This window comes from Streptomyces violascens (assembly GCF_014649955.1).
Lineage (GTDB): Bacteria > Actinomycetota > Actinomycetes > Streptomycetales > Streptomycetaceae > Streptomyces > Streptomyces violascens.
In genome coordinates this window covers 1-16,783 of sequence record NZ_BMUA01000026.1, presented here as the reverse complement: position 1 = coordinate 16,783, position 16,783 = coordinate 1, and the positions used below count along the sequence as shown (strand labels likewise).

The window sequence follows — 16,783 nt, the reverse complement described above, 5'->3', positions numbered from 1 at the left end:
CCGATCGGGAGGGGCACGTGGACGAGACCGGACGCCAGCAGCAGTTGTGGGACCAGTGGGCGCCCCACTACAACCACGAACACCAAGGCCGCGACCCTGGGCCGGCCGTCGACTTCCTGGCCTCGCTGACCGGCACCGCAGGCAAGGCACTGGAGCTAGCGGTGGGAACGGGCCGCATCGCGCTTCCGCTCGCGGACCTCGGCATCCCGGTCACCGGCATCGACGTCTCCGCGGCCATGCTCGACGAGCTGCACCGCCACCGCGGTGACCGGGCCGTCACAACGCACACCGCGGACATGGCCGACCTCGACACCGGGAGCGAACGCTTCGAGCTGATCTATGTCGCCTTCTCGAGCTTCTACTTCCTGATGACCCAGCCCCGCCAGGCCGCCTGCCTCCAGCAGGTGGTCCGCGCCCTCGCGCCCGGCGGCCGCTTCGTCATCGAGGCAACCATCCCGCGCGCCCCCGGCCTGCTCGCCGGCGCTCAGCAACTCGCCATCCGCGACCTGACCGACACCCATCTGAGTCTCTCCGCGATCACCCACGACCCCATCGCCCAGACCATCCGTTTCCAGGAGCTCCGCTTCGACCAGGACGGCCTGCGGCTCCTGCCGGTCGCCATGCGCTACGTCCACCTCTCCGAACTCGACCTGCTCGCCGCAGACGCCGGCCTCAACCTCACCGACCGGTACGCCGACTGGCACCGGGCGCCCCTGACCGCCACCTCCACCCAGCACATCTCCGTCTACACCCCTGCCGGAGCCGCCCCGTGAACGCCCCTGCGACAACCGGCAGTTGGACGGCCCACGGCGCCCTCCAGCACCTGTGGCCCACCCGGCTCTACCAACGCACCACTCCCACCGGACCCGACACCGCCGCGCTGGCCGAAGAGATCCTCACCCGCGAACACACCGACACCTCGCGCTCCCTCGGCGTAGCCAGTGCCCGCAAGTCGGCTCCGGACATCCTGACGTGGCCGCTCCCGGCCATCCACTCCCTCAACCGCTGGATCCGCCAAGCCGCGCTCAGCGTCACCGGCGCCGCACCCCAGACTCCGCTCCACACGACAGCATGGGCCGTCCACTACCGCACCGGCGGCTTCCACGAGATCCACGCGCACCACGACAGCGCCGTCTCCGGTGTCTACTACCTGCGCACCGCACCGGATCCCACCGGCGCTCTCGAACTCGCCGACCCCCGCCCGGCCCGCCTGGCCACCGAGCCCACCGGCCCCGGCGACTTGTGCGCGGTCCCGCCCCGCCCGGGGCTGCTCATTGCCTTCCCCTCCTGGCTCCGGCACGGCGTCGCCCCCCACCACTGCAACACCGCCCGGCTGTGCGTCGCCTTCAACGTCACCCTGGAGACCCGGTGACCGCCCTCACTACGCTCCCCTTCCCGGCCACCGACGCCACGATGGAGGACCGGTGGACCACGCCTGTCTGGCTCGGCACCCTTCACCCCGCCGCCGATCACGCTCTCCTGGCCGCCCAGATGCGCCAGACCCCACACGGCTTCCGCGAGATCGAAGCCGCCGACGTCCTGGACACGGACACGGCCCGCACGGTCCTAGCCACCCTCGCCCAGACCATTCACCCGCACCCCGCCGTACCGCTCGCGGTGCGGGTGGGCGTCGAGATCTGGGCGGCCGGCCACCGCATCCCGCTCGCCTCCGGCCACGCCGTCTGGACCGCCTGGTGCTACCTGGCCACCACGGGAGAAGCCGCGCACGAGTGTTCAGGAGCGCTCTGTCTCCACGACCCGCGCGCGGGCTGTGACTCCGCCACGGTGCCCGGCCTGCCCTGGGGGCGCGCCCTGACCCTGCAGGCGCAGGCCGGACTTACCGTCGTCGCACCGGGCTGGCTCACCCACTCCGTGCTCCCCGTCACCGACGGGCACACGGTGGCCGTCCTCACTGCCCGGGCCACCAGAACCTGATTCCGGCCGAGACCGCTCACGTCGCGGACGCGGCGGCCGGTGCCATCTCCCTCTGCGCCTGAGACTCGCCCGGGAGCGTACGGATGTCCCGCGACAGGAGGGCCAGCCCCACCGCCACGACGACCAACCCCGCACTGCCGAGCGCAATCGCGCCCGGACCGTACACCGCAGCCAGAGGCCCGGCCACCGCCAGACCGGCCGGCGCCAGCGCGAGGCACCCCAGCAAGTCGATCGACGACACCCGGGAGATGGCCTCCTGAGGGACCTCCCGCTGCAGACACGTGCGCCACAACACCATCGTCACGTCCCACATCACGCCGTACGCCAAAGCCCCAGCGAGGACCAGCAGCAGGGGAGCGCGCACCGCGAGGAGCAGCGCAGGCAGCGCCGCCCCGGCCGTGCACACGGTCGCCAGAAGCATCGGGCGGCCTGGACGCAGCCGCCCCGCCCAGCCCGCCCCGCCGACCTGCCCGACCACCTGGGCCACCATCACCAGCGCCCACGCCCACGCCCCGCCGAGATAGGCCTTCGCCAGCATCGGCCCCAGCAGCCCCGCCACGGCGTTGACCACCGCGAGGACGAACGCCAACTGGCCGGTCGTCACCCATAGCCACTCGTGCGCCACGAACTCCCGCCACCCCTCGCGCAGATCCCGAAGGGCCGACGACTTGTAGCGGACCGGCCGGTCCGGCGTACGCCGGCCCAGTGCCGTGAACAGAGCAGCACAGGCCGCGAAAGAGAGTGCGTCCAGGGCAAGGGCGAGCGCTGGCCCGAGGAGGCTCACCACCACCCCGGCGAGCGTCATCCCGAGCAGGCGCGCCGTGTTCGTGCTCACCTTCAGCAAGGCGTTCGCCTGCTGCCGGTCGGCCTTGTCCTCGATCACGTCGACGACCATGCCCTCAAGGGCCGGGGAGAACAGGCCACGGGTCACTCCGCCCAGCGCCGCGAGCAGAGCGATCAGCCAGATCGGCCCTCCGGCGGCGAACAGCACGGCCAGACCGGTCCAGCACGCCGCCGCCGCGCTCTCCGTCACGGACACGAGCCGGAACCGGGAGCGCACCCGGTCACCGAGCACCCCGCCCCACAGTACGAAGATCAGTTGCGGCAGCGCCTGACATGCCAGCACGAGCGAGAGATCCCCCGGCGTCGCACCAGGCAGCGCCAGCACTCCGAAGGAGACGGCGATCGGCCCGAACGCACTGCCGAGGACCGAGACGAACCGGGCCGCGGCCAGAAGCCGCAGACGCGGCTGGGACAGGAGGGCAACATTGAGACCGGAGAGCACCCGCGGACCCTACCGACGCCCGTCGCCAACTCGCCCAGAATCGCGGGTAATTCAGCCATACGTGACCGCACGATACGAACTTGCTCGCCCGGCAGAGCACGCCACACCGGAATCTGCCCCATTTTGAACCGGGCCTCTCGGCGCGGGCTAGTCGAACAGGCCTTCCTGGACTGGGCCAGACGGCATCAGATGCTCTTCCACCGGGCGAGGCCGCTTGCCGACGAGGTCCTCTACTTGGCGCAGAGTCGACCACCGGCCAGCCGCCAGTCCCTGTACGAGCGCGCGGCGGTAGATTTCCGACGTCGCCCAGACCTTCTGCGTAAGGGACGAGCCCGGCCCGGAGAGCGCCACCCCTAACGCCGAGGCCAGCGACTGCTCGGACGGCTCCGCGACTGCCGGGCACGCGAGCTGGGCCAACCGCATGGCATCCCACACCACCAGAGAAGCCAAGCGAGGACACGACGTCCGATGCTCCCAGAAGACGCTGGCCTCGGTCCTGCCGAGCCGCGCCACCACGACATGGGGACTCCCGGTCAGCCGTCGCTCGACCTCGGCCAACGCGGCTCCTACCGACTCCACCCGCACGGAGTTGCCCTGGCGCGCAGAGTCCGCGTCATCCGCAGCCGCAGCCACGCGGGCGTGCACGCGCCACTGAGACCGCCAGCCCTCGCCCTGCGCTGCGAGCGCGGCAACACCGGCCACCTTGAGCTCCCCGATGCGTCGGGACAGCTCAAGACCCACGACCACGAACGTGCACGCGTCGAATTCGCGATCCATCCGCATGAGCCCACCGTACCTACCTCCCCAAGTCACCGCCGGGCGTCTCGTGCACTGGCGTCTGCGTCGATGTGAAGTTCAGGCAGCTGCAAGTCGCCGCGGCAGCTCGGGTCGGTCAGCGAAGCCTCCGCCGATAGGCGTCGACGGTCAGGCGATTCCAACGACCTGCCCGGCTCGGTGCCGGGCACATCGGCCTCCTCATCCAGCACTCCCAGGGCATCGACGTCCCCGCGGCTCTGCTGCGCCCGGCATGCCCCGTACGCTACGCCGCCCGGTCGCCCCAATGCCCGCCTTCACCGCCCTAATACTGCAACGACACTCCGTGACGTTGTGGGCAGCGCATCGTTGATCGCTGCGTGCGGGCAGAGATAACTGACGGATGGGCAGGGGCGTTTGACGACTTCGTGGCTCGGTTCGCGGGCCGGTTCGGGCGGGTGGAGTCCCGGCGGCGGATGGTGTCCTACCTGCGGGGACTGCTCAGTGAGAACGAGCGGAAGAACGGCTGGACCCTGGCCGAGGCCGCCGGTGACACCGGTCCTCAGGGCATGCAGCGTCTGCTGAACCACTACTTGTGGGATGCCGACGCTGTGCGTGACGACGTCCGTGACGCGGTGGTGGAGCATCTCGGGGATCCCGAGCGGGGAATTCTCATTCTCGACGAGACGGGATTCCTGAAGAAGGGCGTCCGGTCTGCGGGCGTGGGCAGGCAGTATTCCGGGACGGCCGGCCGGATCGAGAATTCCCAGGTCGGGGTCTTCATGGCCTACGGATCAGGCAAGGGCCGGGCGCTGATCGACTGCGAACTGTACCTTCCGAAAGACTGGACATCGGATCGTGAGCGTTGCCGGGCGGCCGGTATCGGTGACGACGTCGAGTTCGCCACCAAACCGGACTTGGGCCTGCGCATGCTCAAGCGCGCGGTGGCCTCCGGGATGCCGTTCGGCTGGGTGACCGCTGATGAGCTCTACGGCCAGGTGAGTCGAATCCGGTTGTGGCTGGAAGAACACGACATCCCGCATGTCCTCGCAGTCCCGAAATCGCAGATGGTCATGACCATGGAATTCTTCGGGCAGGCCCGGGCCCATGAACTGGTCAGTCAACTGCCCGACGACGCCTGGACACGCCTGAGCTGTGGTGACGGTGCTCGCGGCCCGCGCGAGTACGACTGGGCCACAGCCGCGATCCGCCCCTGGCGGCGCGAGGGCTGGGACCACTGGCTCCTCGCGCGGCGCAGCCTCACAGATGACACGGACATCGCTTACTACATCTGTTTCTGCCCGGCTGGGACTTTCCTTGATGAACTCGTGTCCGTCGCAGGGTCCCGGTGGATGGTCGAGGAATGCTTTCAAACCGCGAAGAACGAGACGGGACTCGACCACTACCAAGTCCGCGGCTACACAGCTTGGTACCGGCATATAACTCTCTCCATGGCCGCCCTCGCCTTCCTCGCCGTCCTGCGAGCCGAGGCAAAAAAGGGGATCCCGACACCGGCAGCGAGCGATCCCTCATCCCCGTGACCATGAACGAGGCCCGGCGGCTCTTCAACCGCATTTCCTCTCCCATCCACCATGCCACCCAGCACGTCCTTGCCTGGTCGCTATGGCGCAGAAGAAGCCAAGCCCGAGCCCGCATCAGCCACTACAAACGCAGAGGACATCACGGAGTGTCGTTGCAGTACTAGGCGGCCGGGCCGTCTGCCCCCAACCGGGAAACCGCTCGTCACCGTCATGACGATCGTCCACCTGGTCCTCGGCGAGCACAACGTGTTCAGGCCGGCGCAGCTCCCGGTCGTCTCGTCCTGCCGAGAGGAGGGGAGTTGATCGCCCGGCCGGGCCACTGGGACCGGCCAAGCTCGCCGAACTCGTCATAGCTGGCGGCACGGGCGGGTGACACTGATCGACCGGCCGCGCCGGAACTGGCTGTTGTTGCCGGCGCGCGCCATGCAGGATCAGGGAAGCTGGGCAGAGGGGGAGCGTTCACGATGGCTGATTCGAGCGAGCGCGTGGTCAAGGTGGAGGACAGCAAGGGCAATCCGGTGTATCGCTGGATGCTCCAGCAGCAGCCGTGGCCGTTCGTCGAGCCGCTGAAGTGCTCGGCTTGCACGCGGCCGGTGTCCATCGTGCCGGCCTACCTGCGCCGGGGCTCGCGTGTCTCGGCGCACTTCCGGCTGCACGAGGGCCACGACGTGGGTTGCCCGCTGAACCCGACACGCATCATGAACGACATCGCGTTCGGTTCGCACGGGCTGGCGAAGGTTATGAAGAACGGCACGCTCCGGCTGACAATCCCCGCGCACGACCCTCCAACCTCGCCGGCTTCCACCGCAATCGGGGGAGAACCCGAGGACGACGAGGAGCGGACCCTGCTCCGGGTGACCACGGTGCGGCCATGGCTGCCACCGGCGCTCAACAGCGCTGTGAAGGTGGCCCAGTTCCTGCGGCGGTGTGACTTCGACCCTGACCTCGCGGAGTTGTTCACGGTCGAGTACCGGCGCAAGCGCATCCCCTGGAGCGAGTTCTGCTACGGCCCCGACGACCTCTCCTACGGGCTGCTTCACGACCGGGTAGCGGCAGCCAAGGGCCGCAGGCTCGAACATCCGGTGGCGGTGCACGGCACGGTCCTGCGTACCGGCATGGCCGGCGCCAAGCCCTTCGCGGTCCTGGCGGCCGGGATTCCGTCAGGACAGCCGGGGCGGACCGTGGAGGTGGTGCTGCGCAGCGCCTTTCCGACCTTGTTGGGGAAGGAACTGAAGGTGGGGATGCAGGTGCTGGCCGTTGGAGCCGGCTGGAAGATCTTCGCCCCGCACAAGCGCAGCGTCGACGAGGTTCAGCTCTGGATCAAGGAGCACTGGTACCTCGCCTACTGGACCTGGGACAAGGACACCGAGCAGGCCGGCGCCCCGATGTGCCCGCCACCCCTGTCGCCGGACGAGCGTCGCGACAGCCGCCCGCCCGGAAGTTCAGCCAGCCGGACGCCCTCCCGGGGCAGCCGCCCCGCAACAGCACCGCAAGCGCCGGGCCCGCCGCGTGCCACCGCGCCGCGGGACCAGAGCCAGGCCGCTGAACCGCCAGGCCATCCCGCCGCAGCGGAGGGAGGCTCCTCCGATGACCTGGCCCGGCTCATCCTGAAGGGGTACTCGAAGCCGGACAGCACAAGCCAGCCGACCGCCGTCGATCCGCCCCCGAGCGCACCCGTCCCACCGGCCGTCACTTCCCGCCCGGATCTTCCTATGCCGGAGGTACCCTCCGCCGCGATCCCCTCTGGACCAGATGCCACCCCCGGGCCGCGGCCACTGCCACCAACTCCGGCCGCCCCACTGCCACCCCGACCCGAGCGGCCACCATTGCCGAGACCTCCCCAGCATCCGGCGAGCGGAGCGCCGGTACCGCAGACGGGACCTCGGCCGGAGGCGGCTGAGCCGAACAGGATCCGGCGGCTCTTCGCCCGGTTGCGACGTGACCGATAGCCACTCCTGGAATCCGCCGGCCAGCTGTACCGGTCCCTGAGCCAGTCCCGAAGCACGACCGGCACCCCGTTCATGCGGGGGCCGGCGGACGGCGGCGGCCGTTGGCGGCACCGCCGTCCGCTGCGCTGGCGGCGGGTCGCAGGTCAGGCCGCCACTGTGCGTCCGGCGCGCTTGCGGTCGTCGCGGTTGCCGCCAACGTAGTACTGCTCCTTCAGGTGAGCGGCCGGCGGATCGTTGAGGTAGTCAGCCTGGTAGCAGCCCGACGGGTGGGGACACTCGTTGATGTGGCTGCTGCATTCGTTGCACAGCAGGCCGGTGATGAAGTGGGTGTACCGGTCGTAGTGAAGGTCCTGCCCCAGGCTGTCTCCGCAGGCATGGCACATCGGCCCCGCCGCGGCGATGTACAGATTGCGCTTGCGGCCCTTCCAGTCGCTTCGCGACACCAGACTGCAGGGCGACCAGTCACCTTGGTCGAGGTTGATCGGGCACCGGTCACCCCGCGGCACGAGATCCGGCTGTCGCTCCTCGCCGGTCAGCGCCACGTCCCAGTCCGGCCGGGCACCCGGCCGTTCCTCTTCGACGACATGATCAGCATGGTCGTCGGTCCGGAAGCGGGCCCTGAAGGAGTGGGGGATCACGGTGCCGGGCGTGGGAGCCGGGACATCGAGGTCGACGAGGATGCGCGCCGCGCTGGAACAGATCATGGCTGTGCCGAGCCGTAGATGCCAGCGTCCGTCACTGCCCAAAATGGCGACGGCTGGCAGGTGGCCGCGCCGCTTGTCCAAGCGCTGACACGCGGCACCGCGCCGCTCCAGAGTGCGACTCAACCGGTCGGATATCTGCTCTTCGGTCAGACGCGGGAATCGAGCCTTCAGATCCAGACGGCGATGTTCGGGCAGTGCATACAGGTGAGGTGCTGAGGTCATGTCCGCATGCTCGATGCAGCGGCCTGTGGACAGAGGTACGAGGGCTTGTCGGTGGCCGACGGCATGATGAGAGGCATGAGCGAGCGCGATGGTCAGGAAACGGTGCGTGACGAAGACCGGGAGACCGGTCGGGACGACGAGGACGCCTACGACCGTGCAGGCTGACCACGGCCGGAAATGACCAAGGGGGACAAATCGGATGACCACGTACGTGGCTGAAGGCACCCGCAGCGAGAGCAGGACGGTGGAGAAGACCGCCGGGACCCCGCCGCTGCACCTCGCCGTCGTCGGGCAGATCGCGGCGAGGCTGCCCGAGCTGGAACGGGCCACCGTCCAGGAGATCGTCTCGGCGATGCACGGCAGCACCCGCCGGGTGATCCACGACCATCTGGCCGAGCACGCGGACGCCCTGGTCAGCGGTAGCTCACTCGCGCCTCCCGCCGTGCAGCGGCTGATCCAGACCCTCGCCGACGCCGGATGCGGCCGCGTTCAAGCCCCCCTCTGCCATCGCTGCAACCGCGACCGTCCGCTGGTCCAAACGGTGGAGGGCGGGCGCGTATGCGGCGGCTGCGCGGGGGCGCTGGCGTATGCCGCCTCGGTCGGCGTCTGCGGGGAATGCGCCCGCACCCGGCCGCTGCCAGCCCAGGGCCTGTGCTCGGCCTGCTACGCCCGCGGACTCACGCAGCGAACACCGAAGACCGGCTGCGCCCAATGCGGTCGGCACCGGGTGTGCAGGCGCTCGCGGACCGACGGCCGATCACTGTGCGACACCTGCCGCCCCCGGCGGCCCGTTCCGTGCTCGCTCTGCGGTACCTCGGCCCAGGCGCAGGCCTGTTGGCCACTGGGACCGGTCTGCGGCAACTGCTACGCCCGTGTCCGCATGAACCCCGCGCCCTGCGCGGCATGCGGCCAAACTCGTGCGCTGATAGGCCGGATCGACGGCGCACCGGCCTGCGGACCGTGCTCGGGGGCGACGACCGACTACTCGTGCACCCGCTGCTCGAACCCGGCCGACGCGATGATCGGCGGCCTGTGCGAGCCGTGTGCGCTCGACGCCACGGCAGCGGACTACTTCGCCGGCCTGCCCGCCCCGGCACAGGAACAGCTACGACCGTTGCGCAACAGACTGCTGGACGGCGAGCACCCGCGGGCGGCGCGCTCCTGGCTGAAGCACTCGGCATCCGCGCGCCTGCTGTCCGAGATCGTCTCCTCCAGGGAGCGGATCAGCCATGAAACCCTGGACACCCTGTGCCGAGAACCCGGTCAAGGACAGGCCGTCGGCTATCTCCGGGACGTCCTCGTCGACGCCGGTGTGCTGGCTCCGCGCGACGAGCACATCGCGACCGTCGAACGCCGCTTCACCCAGCTGATCGGCGCCCACCCTCAACTCGCCACGTACCTGTACGCCTACGGCCACGGGTCGGTCCTGCCCCGTCTACGCAACCGCGAGCGGCCTAGCACGGAGTATGTCGCCGAATGGGCTACCGCCCGCATGACGGTGGCTGCCGAGCTGCTGACCTGGGCACGAGACCGAGGCCTCGCCCTGGACGAACTCGCCCAAGAGCATGTGGACCAGTGGCTCGGCGAGGGCACGAGCACCCGGCACAACGTGCGCGACTTCCTCGTCTGGGCCGCAGATGACGGCCGTGCCCAACGTCTGCACGTCCCACACCGCGACAGGCCGACCCCCATCGGCCTGGAAGCCCGCTCCCACTGGGAGCTGCTCCAGCGGTGCCTGCACGACGACCACGGCCTCCCGCTCGAGGTCCGCGTCGCCGGCGCGCTCGTGCTCTTCTACGGGCAGCAGGCCACCCGGATCGTGTCCCTGGCTCGCGACTGCCTCCAGCACCTTGGCGAGGACAGCTACCTCCTGCTTGGAGAAACACCCGTGATGCTGCCCCCGGCCCTCACGCGCCTGGTCGCCGAGTTGGGAGCCCCCGATCCGCAGTCCGCCACCGGCGGAGGGACCATGTCCCGCTGGCTGTTTCCCAACGCGCGCAACCGCATGCGCCACCAGTCGGCCGCCTCGCTCACCGCCGTACTCAACAACCACGGCATCACGGTCAAGCCCGCGCGGGCGACCGCACTGATGAACGCGGCGATGGACCTGCCTCCCGCCGAGTTCTCCGCCAAGCTCGGCATCCACCTCATCACGGCCGAGCAGTGGCGACGACGGGCCTCCCGGGCCTGGACCGCCTTCATCACAACCGCTCCGGCGTAGGGCGCAGCCACACCCTTGACCTGGTGCGCAGGGCAGGCTGAGAGGGAGCCCGCGCTGCATCGGCCAAGCACAAGGCCCCCGCAGCCGTCGCACGGCTCGGGGGCCAGGTCGCGTGAGGCGGGCCGGACTACCGGCTCAACCAGCGGTCCGGATGACCCTGCCCGTCGACGTCCAGCACCCTTACGCGGGTGTCCTGGGCGACGAAGCGGAGGGCGAGCATCTGCGAAAGCAATCCGGGCGTTCCGGGTTCGTCCCGCTTGGGCTGGCCGCCCTTGGCGAGTCCGTAGGTGACGAGGGGCAGCCGCCGGCCGAGGGCGGGAGGGGCCGTCGCGTCCTGGGCGGGAGCCGGGGTGTGCGCCGTGTGCTCTTCGGTCATGCGCCGTCTCAGGTCGAGGAAGGTTTCCGAGCCGTGCGGCTGGAGCCACCGTGTCGCGCGGAGCGTGGAGCGGACGCTGATCGGCACAACGGGTGGACGGTCGAGACGAGTTGGGCTTCTGTCAGTGCGTCGGTCGGGGGCCGCGGTGCAACGCGCCGAGGATCGTGACGCCGAATCTGGTGCGCAGTCGACGGATCTCCCACATGGACAACAGGGTCACGGACAGTGGCGGGCCGACCAGGAAGAGAAGCTGGACCGCGTGCGGCGCCGCCACGGGGGATCCGCCGGCGAGCTGAAAGCCGAACATCACCCAGACGAGCACTGGGGAGAGAAGCGGAGGCAGGATTTCGTGAACATCTCCGGTGCGGAACACGTGATGGACGCACAGCACCGCCGAGGCGAGGCCGAAGGGCACGGCGAACAGCACCGCGGCCAGGGCGACTAGCAGGAATACGATCTGGAATGGCCCGAACTGCGGAGCCAGTCGAGCTCCGTCGCTGTTCTGCAGAAGGAGGAACAGTGTGAGCACGGACGCGAACAGTGCGGCGAAGCCTGCCATCGGGCCCGATAGTCGGCGGACGTAGACGGCGCGGCTCGGGGCGCGTGCCGCGGCCACGAAGAGCACCAGTGCCAGGGGGCCGGCGACGATCAGCACGCCGGTGCTGATGAAGATCTCGGCGAGCTTGTCCTTGGCGAACGAGGACATGGACTGCTGCATCGGGTACGCGTAGATCATCCATATCGTCGCTGCGAACCCGATGATGGTCCGCGCCAGCTGGAAGGCTTCGATCGTCCCGTCGGTTAGCCGGCCGGGCCGGGCCGGCCGGAAGGCGCGGGCCGCGAGTGTGAAGGGCAGCATTAGGAAGGCCGGGCGGGCTCTCCTGTGCGGGTGCTGGGTGTAGATCATCGGGTCTCCCGTGGGACGGGCCGGGTGTCTGCCGGCGAGCGAGTGGTGCAGGACGTGGTGTGGTCGAACTGGGCTTGGATCAAACGTTGTTGTGGTCGGACAACGCCCCCGGTGAGGGTGGCCAACTCACTAGATGATCCAATTAGCTTGACGTGATATGGAATCTTAGCTTAAGTTAGTAGGGTCACGCGAGGGGGGTTCCCTCGCTCCCTGAACCCGGGAGTTCCATGATTCACCTGCCCCTTGCCCAGGATCTCGACAAGGAGATCTACAACCCGCACGAGTTCCACAACCGGGTACGCAAGGCTCTCCTCACCGCCGCGGAACTGCGGACCAGCCACTTCGGCGGCATCATCACCTCACGCGAGGTCAACACCCTCACCCACGAGCACATGGCGCTCGCCGCACGCCGCATCAGCGAGAAGCCCCCGACCGTGCGCTCCGATGGCAGCCCGACCGCCGACCTGATCGTCGAGATCCTGCGCACCCTCCACACGGCCCAGCCCTCCGGCCGGGGCCGCAGCGTCCACCAGCCCGCGTGGGTCGCGGACTTCACCGACGACCTCCGCCAGGCAATCCCTATCGCCTTCGACGCGTTCTGGAACATGTTCGATGGCCACCTGACCACCGACCGCATCGGCAACCTCACCCCCCGCCAGATGACGACCATCGCGTTTCGGACCAGCTCGGCTGGACGGGCGGCCGTCCAGTTGGGAACCCACACCGAGTCGCTCGTCCGCAGTCTCCTGCGCGTTATCCACGACGCTCAGCCGGAGGACTCCGCGACGGCGCCCACCCCCATCTCGGCGGCGCAGCTCGACCAGACCCGGGCAACCGATCCGACCACCCTGAACGAGGCGGTGACTGCGGCGATCGCCGCAGCGGCCCAGTCGAAGACCCCGACGATCGTGGTCTTCAGCCTCCCTCAGCCCTAACTCCCGCCTCAGTGCCCGGCGGTGCTGACCAGCACCGCCGGGGGCGGCTGCATAGCGAAACCCGGTCCGGCACCTCGCCGTGCTTGCCGATGGCATCGCGGTGGCCGGGCTCAACGCGCACGCGACGACACGTCCGCACGGACCGCGCCCCCGCAGCAGAACCCTCGCCCGACGCATCGAGACCGGCGCCACGACCGCGGAGTACCGCGCTACGTCGAACCGGACGCCGCACGGCCGCTTGCCACACCCGCACGCGTCGCCGAAAGCGGGCCGAGACCTCTGCACGCGATCCCACACACCTTCACCACCAAGGAGCACCACCATGCACGTTGACCTAGAAAGCGCCCTCGCCGCCCTGTCCGTGGGAGAACATGTTCACGCTCATGGCGCGGACACCCGCGGGCATCAGGTGACCCGCGCTGGCTACCTGCTGGCCGCGCCCCAGCGCAAGACCGGACGGCATGACAACGAAGCCAAGGAGGGCTGGCTCGTTCACGTCGGCGCGCGCGAGGACGCACTCATCAATTCCAACCGCGTCATGCTCTACCCGGGCACGGGACACATCACCCGCACCCCCGAGCCGGACATGAGCCGGTGGCGCAAGACTCCGCTGACGGAGACCGGAGCGAGCGCACGCACGAGGAATCTGCAGATCGTATTCGGCGGCAAGGCCCTCCGCGGTGCGGCCGAGCCGACCGAGGAGACCATCGTGGACGTCACCTACAACACCGAAGGCCTGTACAACCTGAGCCGCCCGGACACCAACGGGTTGGTGCACTTCCAGTGCCGCCTCGGGGCGACCATCTGGTGGGCCCCACTACCGACCGCGCCCTCCCGTGAAGCCCGCGCGTAAGTGACGACCCAGGAGGCGCTGCGCAGGCCCCGGCACCGCAAGTGATCACCGCTGCGCCGTCCCGTCCCCGAGCCGGACGACCCACACCACCAGTGCTCCGACCACAAGGCCACTCCGACTCTGGGACCAGCGTCACCTGCGGCCTCTGGTCTCGACTGGTTCGTAGAAGCCCGCGAAGCAGTTGCCGCCACCGCTACACCACGGCGGCAACCATCACTTCTGCGGACGATTCCCGCGCGTTGCCGCCGCACCTACCAGACCGAGGGGCCTGCCGGTGATCAGCCTTCAGGAGTCCTTGCCGTTCGAGGACCTCGTAGAGATCCCGACCGCCTCGGCCTGGTGCCAGCGCTGGCGAGCCCGTACACACTCATGGCGCCACCTGAGCGAAGGCGGCTTCGATGCCCGGCGGTACGCGGTCGAGCTGCTGCCGGAGAAGGGGGCGAAGACCTTCGTGGTGGAGCACCACTATTCCGGCTCCTTTCCCTCGGCGCGGTTCCGCTACGGTCTGTTCGACCACGGCACGGGCGAGGCCCGGCTGTGCGGGGTCGCCGTGTTCGGTGTGCCGGTCAGGGCGGAGGTGTTGTCCCTGCCGTTGCCCGACCTCGTCCCGTACGTCGAGTCGCTGGAGTGCTCGCGGTTTGTGCTCCTCGACGAGTGCCCTGCGAACGCCGAGAGCTGGTTTCTCGCCCGGTGCTTCGACGCGCTCCTTGCCCGCGGCGTCCGCGGGATCGTGTCGTTCGCCGATCCCGTGCCGCGCACGGACGCTGCGGGGGCGGTGGTGGCTGTGGGGCACGTCGGGACGATCTACCAGGCCACGAACGCGGTCTACATGGGTCGGGCGACCCCGCGGACCAAGAAGCTGCTGCCCAACGGCGTGGTGCTGAACGAGCGGATGGCGCAGAAGGTGCGCCGCCAGGAGCAGGGTCACGAGTATGCCGAGCGGATGCTGCTAGGACTCGGAGCAGCGCCGATGCGTGCTGGCGCTGATCCGAAGGTCTGGCTGCGGGAGGCGCTGGAGGCTGTGGGTGCGCGCAACCTGAGACATCGAGGTGTGCATCGGTACGTGTACCGGTTGGGCAGGAACCGCCGGGAGCGGGAGAGCATCCGGCTGGGTCTGTCGGCAGGCACCGCCTACCCGAAGGTCCCCGACGGGCGAGGGATCTGAGTCCGCCCCAGGTCGAAGGTGAAGCCGGAGCCCGCCTCACCCACGCTTCCAGGTGCCTGGGCCAGCGGCGGTGTCGAACCCGCCGGGTAGGGTCGCCCGCCGTACCAAGATCCAGGAGCGACGTACCGATGGCATGGCAAGACCGCATCGACCCCGATGCGATATCGAAGTACCCGCAGCTCAGGCGCTTGACGCGCGCAGAGGGAGAGCAGTACCTCCGTGAGCGGAGGGCCGCGTGGTCCAGGTACGAGCGCGAGAAGGCGGACGTCCGATGGGCGGTGGCCGCGAACGCGAGGATCCGTCGCGCCGACGGCCGCGTGCTGTTCGGCCGGGACCTGCGCATCGCCGAGGAACAGCGGCTGAGGCGGCGCCTCAAGCGCCGGTACGGTTGGAGCGGGTTTCCCGAGGAGCATCCGTGCCGGTGGTTCGAGCGGTCCAGGGAGTTCACCGCAGAGCTGCGGGAGTTCGCGCGGGCCGTGGTGGTCCGCTGGGACGTCGACCGACGGGAGATGGGCCAGCGGGAGCGCGATCACCTGCTGATGGAGGCGCTGGACGCGTTGGACTGGCCCGATCGGCAGGGCGGGATCGAGAGCGTTGCCGCGTTCTTGGACCGGCATCCGGCGGAGCTGCGCCCAGTGGTCGACGAGGCCCTGTGGCGGCATGACGAGATGCTGGATGAGGAGTCCTGTCCGCGCTGCATGGGGTTTCGCGACGAGGAGGCACCCCATCGCGTGTACATCGCCCACTACCACCGCCTTGGTCTGTTCAAGGTGGGCGTCACCACCCGCAGCAGCGACCGTCGGCTGAGGACCCACGAGTCGGCGGGCGCCAGGATCGTCGACACCTTCGGCACGGCGGACTTCCAGGAGGCGTTGATCCTCGAACGGGCCGTCCTCGACGCGGTGTCGAGCTGGCGTACGAGCAACCCGCTGGTGGCCGGGGGCGGCGAGGTCTGGAAGGACGACGTGAAGCTGATCAGCCTGTCCAGCTTCGTGGAGCGCGGCCTGTGGTGATGCTCTGCCGCCCCGCCGCCCGTGCAGTCACCGCCGCCGGGTGAGATCGGGGACCGCGGCATGCCGCCCTCGCGCCGGCGCAGGCCGCTGGAGTAGAGGAGGTCGGCGAACGCGGTGTCCCGGCCAACGCACCGGCGGTGCTCTCTCCGGGAAGGTGCCGGACTGGACGGTCCAGATCCCGGCGGCGTCAGTGGAGCCCAGCAGCGGCTGAAGCAGGGACAGGGCGATGCCGCGGCCGCGCGCGTCGGAGTCGAGGTAGACGGAGTGTTCGACCACCCCGGCGTACGCGCACCGGTCGGAGACCGGAACCACCGCGGCCCAGCCCAGCACCCGGCCGTCCGTGTCGACGGCGACCAGGAGAGTGCAGGTATGCCGGACAGGGAGTCGGAAACGGTGACGATCTGCGTCTGTTGCCCACCTGCGCGGGAACGGCGACACCGTTGTGTCACCGTTCCCGAGTGACCCGCGTCACTGCCGGGGCAGGTCGCCGCTCTTGTCGAGCGCGGCCAGCGCCTCGTTGGGGATGGCACCGCCGAAGCGGCGGTCGCGGGAGGCGAATTCCAGGCAGGCCCGCCACAGGTCGCGCCGGTCGAAGTCGGGCCACAGGACGTCCTGGAAGACCATCTCGGCGTAACTGGACTGCCAGATCAGGTAGTTGGAGGTGCGCTGCTCGCCGCTGGGGCGCAGGAACAGGTCGACGTCCGGCATGTCGGGGTAGTACAGGTACTTGGCGAAGGTCTTCTCGTTGACCTTCGACGGGTCGAGCTTGCCGGCGGCGACGTCGCGCGCGATGGCCTGCGCGGCGTCGGCGACCTCGGCCCGGCCGCCGTAGTTGACGCAGAAGTACAGCGTCATGGCGTCGTTGCCGACGGTCTGCTCCTGGGCGACCTGGAGCTCCTGGACGACGGACTTCCACATCTTGGG

At 69.5% G+C, this 16,783-nt stretch carries 16 protein-coding genes and 1 pseudogene; 10 read left to right on the top strand and 7 right to left on the bottom strand.

The features are described from left to right. The first annotated feature begins 17 nt into the window (after positions 1 to 17). From IE206_RS33545 to IE206_RS33535, 3 genes are read left to right on the top strand one after another with little or no spacing between them, the layout of a single operon-like run. Positions 18 to 773 (top strand): class I SAM-dependent methyltransferase, encoded by a 756-nt coding sequence (locus IE206_RS33545; protein ID WP_189968924.1) that lies wholly within the window; start codon positions 18 to 20, stop codon positions 771 to 773. Next, positions 770 to 1,372, top strand: a complete 603-nt coding sequence (locus IE206_RS33540) for a putative 2OG-Fe(II) oxygenase (RefSeq protein ID WP_189968922.1) — start codon at positions 770 to 772, stop codon at positions 1,370 to 1,372. The genes IE206_RS33545 and IE206_RS33540 overlap by 4 nt, the downstream gene beginning before the upstream one ends. After that, positions 1,369 to 1,935 (top strand): 2OG-Fe(II) oxygenase family protein, encoded by a 567-nt coding sequence (locus tag IE206_RS33535; protein WP_189968919.1) that lies wholly within the window; start codon positions 1,369 to 1,371, stop codon positions 1,933 to 1,935. The genes IE206_RS33540 and IE206_RS33535 overlap by 4 nt, the downstream gene beginning before the upstream one ends. A 16-nt stretch (positions 1,936 to 1,951) precedes the next feature. On the opposite strand, the gene IE206_RS33530 is transcribed toward IE206_RS33535, so the two are convergent. Together IE206_RS33530 and IE206_RS33525 are read right to left on the bottom strand one after the other, a co-directional pair. Then, the gene (locus tag IE206_RS33530; RefSeq protein WP_189968917.1) at positions 1,952 to 3,220 is read right to left on the bottom strand and encodes an MFS transporter; all 1,269 of its coding nucleotides are present in this window, start codon (positions 3,218 to 3,220) and stop codon (positions 1,952 to 1,954) included. Positions 3,221 to 3,367: 147 nt separating this feature from the next. Beyond that, the gene (locus tag IE206_RS33525; RefSeq protein ID WP_189968915.1) at positions 3,368 to 4,003 is read right to left on the bottom strand and encodes a hypothetical protein; all 636 of its coding nucleotides are present in this window, start codon (positions 4,001 to 4,003) and stop codon (positions 3,368 to 3,370) included. 362 nt (positions 4,004 to 4,365) lie between these two features. On the opposite strand from IE206_RS33525, the gene IE206_RS33520 reads away from it, so the two are divergent. Together IE206_RS33520 and IE206_RS33515 are read left to right on the top strand one after the other, a co-directional pair. Continuing rightward, positions 4,366 to 5,514, top strand: coding sequence for an IS701 family transposase (locus IE206_RS33520; protein ID WP_373301029.1), 1,149 nt, complete (start codon positions 4,366 to 4,368; stop codon positions 5,512 to 5,514). Between the two features lie 464 nt (positions 5,515 to 5,978). Next, on the top strand, positions 5,979 to 7,463 hold the full coding sequence (locus tag IE206_RS33515) for a hypothetical protein (protein ID WP_189968911.1): 1,485 nt from the start codon (positions 5,979 to 5,981) through the stop codon (positions 7,461 to 7,463). Positions 7,464 to 7,606: 143 nt separating this feature from the next. On the opposite strand, the gene IE206_RS33510 is transcribed toward IE206_RS33515, so the two are convergent. Beyond that, complete coding sequence (locus tag IE206_RS33510; RefSeq protein WP_189968909.1) at positions 7,607 to 8,389, bottom strand: hypothetical protein; 783 nt, start codon at positions 8,387 to 8,389, stop codon at positions 7,607 to 7,609. A 199-nt stretch (positions 8,390 to 8,588) separates the two neighbouring features. Here IE206_RS33510 and IE206_RS33505 point away from each other — a divergent pair, with 199 nt between their 5' ends. Further along, entirely contained in the window at positions 8,589 to 10,610 is a 2,022-nt protein-coding gene (locus IE206_RS33505; protein WP_189968907.1) for a hypothetical protein, read from the top strand. Positions 10,611 to 10,737: 127 nt separating this feature from the next. Here IE206_RS33505 and IE206_RS33500 read toward each other — a convergent pair whose 3' ends face one another. Together IE206_RS33500 and IE206_RS33495 are read right to left on the bottom strand one after the other, a co-directional pair. Then, positions 10,738 to 10,986 carry a hypothetical protein gene (locus tag IE206_RS33500; protein ID WP_189968905.1) on the bottom strand — a complete coding sequence of 83 codons (249 nt, stop codon included), beginning with the start codon at positions 10,984 to 10,986 and terminating at the stop codon, positions 10,738 to 10,740. Between the two features lie 121 nt (positions 10,987 to 11,107). Then, on the bottom strand, positions 11,108 to 11,893 hold the full coding sequence (locus IE206_RS33495) for a hypothetical protein (protein ID WP_189968903.1): 786 nt from the start codon (positions 11,891 to 11,893) through the stop codon (positions 11,108 to 11,110). A 227-nt stretch (positions 11,894 to 12,120) separates the two neighbouring features. Here IE206_RS33495 and IE206_RS33490 point away from each other — a divergent pair, with 227 nt between their 5' ends. The 4 genes from IE206_RS33490 (at position 12,121) to IE206_RS33475 (ending at position 15,859) form a co-directional block, all read left to right on the top strand. Continuing rightward, the gene (locus tag IE206_RS33490; protein ID WP_189968900.1) at positions 12,121 to 12,828 is read left to right on the top strand and encodes a hypothetical protein; all 708 of its coding nucleotides are present in this window, start codon (positions 12,121 to 12,123) and stop codon (positions 12,826 to 12,828) included. Positions 12,829 to 13,150: 322 nt separating this feature from the next. After that, a complete protein-coding gene (locus IE206_RS33485; RefSeq protein ID WP_189968898.1) occupies positions 13,151 to 13,681 on the top strand; it encodes a hypothetical protein in 531 nt (176 codons plus the stop codon). 274 nt (positions 13,682 to 13,955) lie between these two features. Further along, positions 13,956 to 14,846 (top strand): Mom family adenine methylcarbamoylation protein, encoded by an 891-nt coding sequence (locus IE206_RS33480; RefSeq protein WP_189968896.1) that lies wholly within the window; start codon positions 13,956 to 13,958, stop codon positions 14,844 to 14,846. 128 nt (positions 14,847 to 14,974) lie between these two features. After that, positions 14,975 to 15,859 (top strand): hypothetical protein, encoded by an 885-nt coding sequence (locus tag IE206_RS33475; RefSeq protein ID WP_189968894.1) that lies wholly within the window; start codon positions 14,975 to 14,977, stop codon positions 15,857 to 15,859. 144 nt (positions 15,860 to 16,003) lie between these two features. Here IE206_RS33475 and IE206_RS33470 read toward each other — a convergent pair. After that, positions 16,004 to 16,297: pseudogene (locus IE206_RS33470) on the bottom strand (GNAT family N-acetyltransferase); the annotation flags it as partial. Positions 16,298 to 16,327: 30 nt separating this feature from the next. Further along, positions 16,328 to 16,783, bottom strand: a 456-nt coding sequence (gene uppS / locus IE206_RS33465; protein WP_189968889.1) for a polyprenyl diphosphate synthase, incomplete at its 5' end; no start/stop codon positions are given.